Here is a 5,048-nt window from a genome sequence, read left to right on the forward strand (position 1 = left end):
GACGCCGCCTGGCAGCGCCGCTGGGAGGCCGCCGTCGCCGCCACCGGCCTGCCGGTGCACCGCCTGCCCAGCGGCGCCGGCCACGACGCGATGAAGCTGCACGAGGTGATGCCGCAGGCCATGCTGTTCGTGCGCGGCGAGAACGCCGGCATCAGCCACAACCCGCTCGAATCCACCACGGCCGACGACATGCAGCTTGCGGTCGAGGCTTTCCTGCACCTGCTCGGCACTCTGAGCCAAGACACCCCATGAGCTCCCCCCACGACCGACTCGACGCCTGGATCGACGCCCACTTCGACGAGCAGGTGAAGCTGCTGCAGGAGCTGGTGAAGGTGCCCACCGACTCGCCGCCCGGCAACAACGCGCCGCACGCCGAGCGCACCGCCGAACTGCTGGCGGCCTTCGGCTTCGAGGCCGAAAAGTACCCGGTGCCGGCCGACGAGGTGCGCGCCTACGGCCTGGAGTCGCTCACCAACCTGATCGTGCGGCGTCGCTACGGCGCCGGTGGTCCGACCATCGCGCTCAACGCCCACGGCGACGTGGTGCCGCCCGGCGAGGGCTGGACCCATGATCCCTACGGCGGCGAAGTCGCCGACGGCAAGCTCTACGGCCGCGCCGCCGCGGTCAGCAAGTGCGACTTCACGACCTACAGCTTCGCGGTGCGCGCGATCGAGTCGCTCGGCGCGCCGCTGAAGGGCGGTGTCGAGCTGCACTTCACCTACGACGAGGAATTCGGCGGCGAGCTCGGCCCCGGCCGGCTGCTGGCCCAGGGCCTCACCCAGCCCGACCTGATGATGGCCGCCGGCTTCAGCTACCAGATCGTCACCGCGCACAACGGCTGCCTGCAGATGGAGGTCACGGTGCACGGCAGGATGGCCCACGCTGCGATCCCCCACACCGGTGTCGACGCGCTGCAGGGCGCGGTGAAGATCCTGAACGCGCTGTATGCGCAGAACACCCTCTACAAGAGCATCTCCTCGAAGGTGCCGGGCATCACCCATCCCTATCTCAACGTCGGGATGATCGAGGGCGGCACCAACACCAACGTCGTGCCCGGCAAGGTGGTGTTCAAGCTCGACCGCCGGATGATCCCCGAGGAGAACCCCGAGCAGGTCGAGGCCGACATCCGCCGCGTGATCGCCGATGCCGCCGCGCAGACCGACGGCATCACCGTCGACATCCGCCGCATGCTGATGTGCCGCGCGCTCACGCCGCTGCCCGGCAACGCGCCGCTGGTGGCCGCGCTGGAGAAGCAGGCCTCGGCGGTGTTCGGCGAACCGATCCGCACCACCGGCACGCCGCTCTACACCGACGTGCGGCTGTACTGCGAGCACGGCGTGCCGGCCGTCATCTACGGCGCCGGGCCGCGCACCGTGCTGGAGAGCAACGCCAAGCGTGCCGACGAGCACATCGTGCTCGACGACCTGCGGCGCGCGACCAAGGTCGTCGCACGCACGCTGTACGAGCTGCTGGGCTGAGATGCATGCGTTCCGCCACCCCGACCCCAGCGCCGCGCAGATCGCCGCCGCGCTGCACCGTGCCAATGCCGTCGCGCTGAGCGCGCTGGCGCTCGGCCGGCACCCCTTCGGCGCGCTGCTGCTCGCCCCCGATCACCAGACCGTGCTGGCCGAGCAGGGCAACATCGACACCGTGCAGCACGCCGAGGCCACGCTGCTGCGCACCGCCGCCGCGAAGCATGCGCCCGAGTTCCTGTGGGACTGCACGCTGGTCACCACCTTCGAACCCTGCGCGATGTGCGCCGGCACCGCCTACTGGGCGAACATCGGCCGCGTCGTCTACGGTGCCAGCGAGGAAGCGCTGCTCGCGCTGACCGGCAACCACGCCGAGAACCCGACGCTGGCGCTGCCCTGCCGCGAGCTGTTCGCGCGCGGCCAGAAGGCGGTGCGGGTGTTCGGCCCGGTCCCTGAACTCGAAGCCGAGCTGCTGGCCCCGCACCGCGGCTTCTGGGCCACCCGCTGAACGGCCCGGCACGCCGGCGGCCCGTGGCCGGCATGGTTCCTGCTGCATCCCATCTGGTACACAAGACAGTGCACCAGCACACACCATGCACGCACCGAACCCGTTCACGCTCGAAGAGTGGCAGCAGGCCTACCGCGATGGCGCGATGCCCGGCCCGCTGCTCCACGAGCGGCGGCGCCAGCTGGCGGGCGCAGGGGCCGACCCGGCGTGGATCCTGCTCGCCAGCGAAGCCCAGCTCGACGACCAACTGACCGTGCTGGCGGCGCGCGCCGCTTGCTGCGCGGACGAGGCCGAGCGCGCCCGCGCCCTGCCGCTGTACGGCGTGCCGTTCGCGGTCAAGGACAACATCGACATCGCCGGGCTGCCCACCACCGCCGCCTGCCCGGCGTTCTCGCACGACGCCGAGCGCTCGGCGCACGCGGTGCAGCGGCTCGTCGAGGCCGGCGCGGTGTGGCTGGGCAAGACCAACCTCGACCAGTTCGCCACCGGCCTGGTCGGCACCCGCTCGCCGTATGGCCGGCCGGCGAGCGCGTCGCCGCCGACCGCGTGAGCGGCGGCTCCAGCTCCGGCTCGGCGGTGGTGGTCGCGCGCGGCGACGTGCCGCTCGCGCTGGGCACCGACACCGCCGGCTCGGGCCGCGTGCCGGCCGATTCAACAACATCGTCGGCCTCAAGCCCACACCGGGCCGCGTGTCCACCACCGGCGTGCTGCCGGCCTGCCGCTCGCTGGACTGCGTGTCGGTGTTCGCGCACACCGTGCCGGCCGCGGCCACCGTGCTCGCGCTGATCGAAGGGCCGGACACCGACGACGCGTACAGCGCCTTCGCACCGGGGCCCGCCGGCTGGAACGGCCCGCTGCGCGTCGGCGTGCCGCGCGATCCGGTCTTCAGCGGCGACGCCGGTTATGCGGCGGCCTTCGAGCAGGCGCTCGGCGAGCTGCGCCGGCTCGGCCACAGCGCGGTGCCGATCGACTTCGCGCCGCTGCACCGGGTGGCCGACCTGCTGTACGCCGGGCCCTGGGTGGCCGAGCGCCATGCCGTGGTGCAGGAGCTGCTCGCGCACGACCCGCAGGCGCTGGACCCGAGCGTGCGCCAGATCGTCGAGTCGGCCACGGCCTTCAGCGCCACCGATGCCTTCCGCGGCCAGTACCGGCTGCGGGCGGCGCAGCGCGACGCCACCGCGCTGTGGCGGCAGGTCGACGTGCTGATGGTGCCCACCGCGCCGGGGCACCCGCGCTTCGACGAGGTCGACGCCGACCCGCTGGGTGCGAACGCCGGCCTGGGCACCTACACGAACTTCGTCAACCTGCTGGGCTGGTGCGCGCTGGCGGCGCCGGCCGGCTTCACCGCCACGCCGGTGTCCGAAGGCCCGGCCGCCGGGCTGCCGTTCGGCGTCACCTTCATCGCTCCGGCGAACGCCGACGCCGCGCTGGCCCGCTTCGGCGCGCAATGGCAGCGCGCGATGGACCTGCCGCTCGGCACCTCGCGCCGCCACCTCGAAGACCTGCCCGCGGCACCGGCGGGGCTCCTGCCGGCCGCCGAGCCCACGCTGTCGCTGGCCGTGGTGGGCGCCCATCTGTCGGGGCTGCCGCTGAACGGCCAGCTCACCGAGCGCGGCGCGAGCCTGCTCGAGGCCACCACCACCGCGCCACGCTACCGCCTGCACGCACTGCCCGGCACCACACCGCCGAAGCCCGGCCTGGTACGGGTCGCCGCTGGCAACGCAGGCCACGCGATCGAGGTCGAGGTGTGGGCGCTGCCGCAGCGCGCTGTCGGGTCCTTCCTCGCGCTGATCCCGCCGCCGCTGGGCCTGGGCTCGATCGAGCTGGCCGACGGCCGCTGGGTGCACGGCTTCCTGTGCGAGTCGCACGCGCTGGCCGGCGCGCCCGATGTCAGCGCCTTCGGCGGCTGGCGCGCCTATGCGGCGTCGCTGCGCGGTGCCGCGGCCTAGGCTCGCCGCACCCGACCTCACCTGCCCGGATTTCCAGGAGAACGACATGCTGCCCGCCGACACGATCGAGCCTACGTCGATGCCACCGCCGCCACGCTGGCCCTGCCGCTCGCGCCCGAACACCGCCCCGGCGTGCTGCGCTACTTCGCGCTCGCGTCGCAGATGGCCGCGCTGGTGAACGGCCTGCCGCTCGCCGTGGAGGACGAGCCGGCACCGCAGTTCGTGCCGCTGTCGCCGCAGGACACCGCGCCGTGAGCGCCGACACGCTGCTCGCCGGCACCGCCACCGGCATCGCCGCCGCGGTGCAGCGCGGCGAGGTGAGCGCCAGCACGATGGTGCAGGCCAGCCTGGCGCGCATCACCGCCACCGACGCTCGCGTCAATGCCTTCACCGACCTCACCGCGCAGCGCGCGCTGGAGCGCGCCGCCGCGCTCGACGCGCGCCACGCGGCCGGCGACACCGCGGCGCTGCCGCTGCTGGGCGTGCCCTTCGCGGTGAAGAACCTGTTCGACGTGCAGGGCCTGGCCACGCTGGCCGGCTCGAAGATCGAGCGCGAGCGTGCGCCGGCGCTGCGCGACGGGCCGCTGGTCGAGCGGCTCGAAGCGGCCGGTGCGGTGCTGGTGGGCGCGCTGAACATGGACGAGTACGCCTACGGCTTCACCACCGAGAACAGCCACGCCGGCGCCACCCACAACCCGCACGACCTGGCGCGCAGCGCAGGCGGCTCGTCGGGCGGCTCGGGCGCGGCCATCGCCGCCGGCCAGGTGCCGCTGACCCTGGGCTCCGACACCAACGGCTCGATCCGCGTGCCCAGTTCGCTGTGCGGCGTGTTCGGCCTCAAGCCACCTATGGCCGGCTGCCGCGCCACGGCTCCTACCCTTTCGTCGCCAGCCTCGACCACCTCGGTCCGTTCGCGCGCTCGGTGCCCGACCTGGCGCTCAGCTACGACCTGCTGCAGGGCTGGGACGCCGCCGACCCGGGCTGCGTGCAGCGCCCCATCGAGCCGACGCATGCCACGCTGGCGCGGGGCGCGGACGGCCTGCGCATCGCGGTGCTCGGTGGCTACTTCCACGAGCACGCGCTGCCCGAGGCGCGCGCCGCGGTCGAGCGCGTCGCGTC

General features: G+C 73.6%; 7 protein-coding genes and 1 pseudogene. All 8 read left to right on the plus strand.

Annotation, left to right across the window (positions count from 1 at the left end):
• A partial coding sequence (locus Y694_RS19625; protein WP_036235632.1) for a M20/M25/M40 family metallo-hydrolase occupies positions 1-252 on the plus strand: 252 nt, incomplete at its 5' end.
• Positions 249-1,478: an ArgE/DapE family deacylase gene (locus Y694_RS19630; RefSeq protein ID WP_036235634.1), complete on the plus strand. Its 1,230-nt coding sequence runs from the start codon at positions 249-251 to the stop codon at positions 1,476-1,478. The genes Y694_RS19625 and Y694_RS19630, both read left to right, overlap by 4 nt.
• A 1-nt stretch (position 1,479) precedes the next feature.
• A complete protein-coding gene (locus Y694_RS19635; protein WP_051495914.1) occupies positions 1,480-1,980 on the plus strand; it encodes a nucleoside deaminase in 501 nt (166 codons plus the stop codon).
• 85 nt (positions 1,981-2,065) lie between these two features.
• A complete protein-coding gene (locus Y694_RS26885; RefSeq protein WP_310732281.1) occupies positions 2,066-2,530 on the plus strand; it encodes an amidase family protein in 465 nt (154 codons plus the stop codon).
• Between the two features lie 29 nt (positions 2,531-2,559).
• Positions 2,560-2,766: a hypothetical protein gene (locus Y694_RS26890; protein ID WP_310732283.1), complete on the plus strand. Its 207-nt coding sequence runs from the start codon at positions 2,560-2,562 to the stop codon at positions 2,764-2,766.
• The gene (locus Y694_RS19640) at positions 2,670-3,929 is read left to right on the plus strand and encodes an allophanate hydrolase (RefSeq protein ID WP_310732282.1); all 1,260 of its coding nucleotides are present in this window, start codon (positions 2,670-2,672) and stop codon (positions 3,927-3,929) included. The genes Y694_RS26890 and Y694_RS19640 overlap by 97 nt, the downstream gene beginning before the upstream one ends.
• Before the next feature lie 21 nt (positions 3,930-3,950).
• Positions 3,951-4,184, plus strand: a complete 234-nt coding sequence (locus Y694_RS26590) for a DUF4089 domain-containing protein (RefSeq protein ID WP_081782284.1) — start codon at positions 3,951-3,953, stop codon at positions 4,182-4,184.
• Positions 4,181-5,048, plus strand: a pseudogene (locus tag Y694_RS19645) (AtzE family amidohydrolase); the annotation flags it as partial. The gene Y694_RS26590 and the pseudogene Y694_RS19645, both read left to right, overlap by 4 nt.

It is taken from the genome of Methylibium sp. T29-B, assembly GCF_000576225.1.
Lineage (GTDB): Bacteria > Pseudomonadota > Gammaproteobacteria > Burkholderiales > Burkholderiaceae_C > Methylibium > Methylibium petroleiphilum.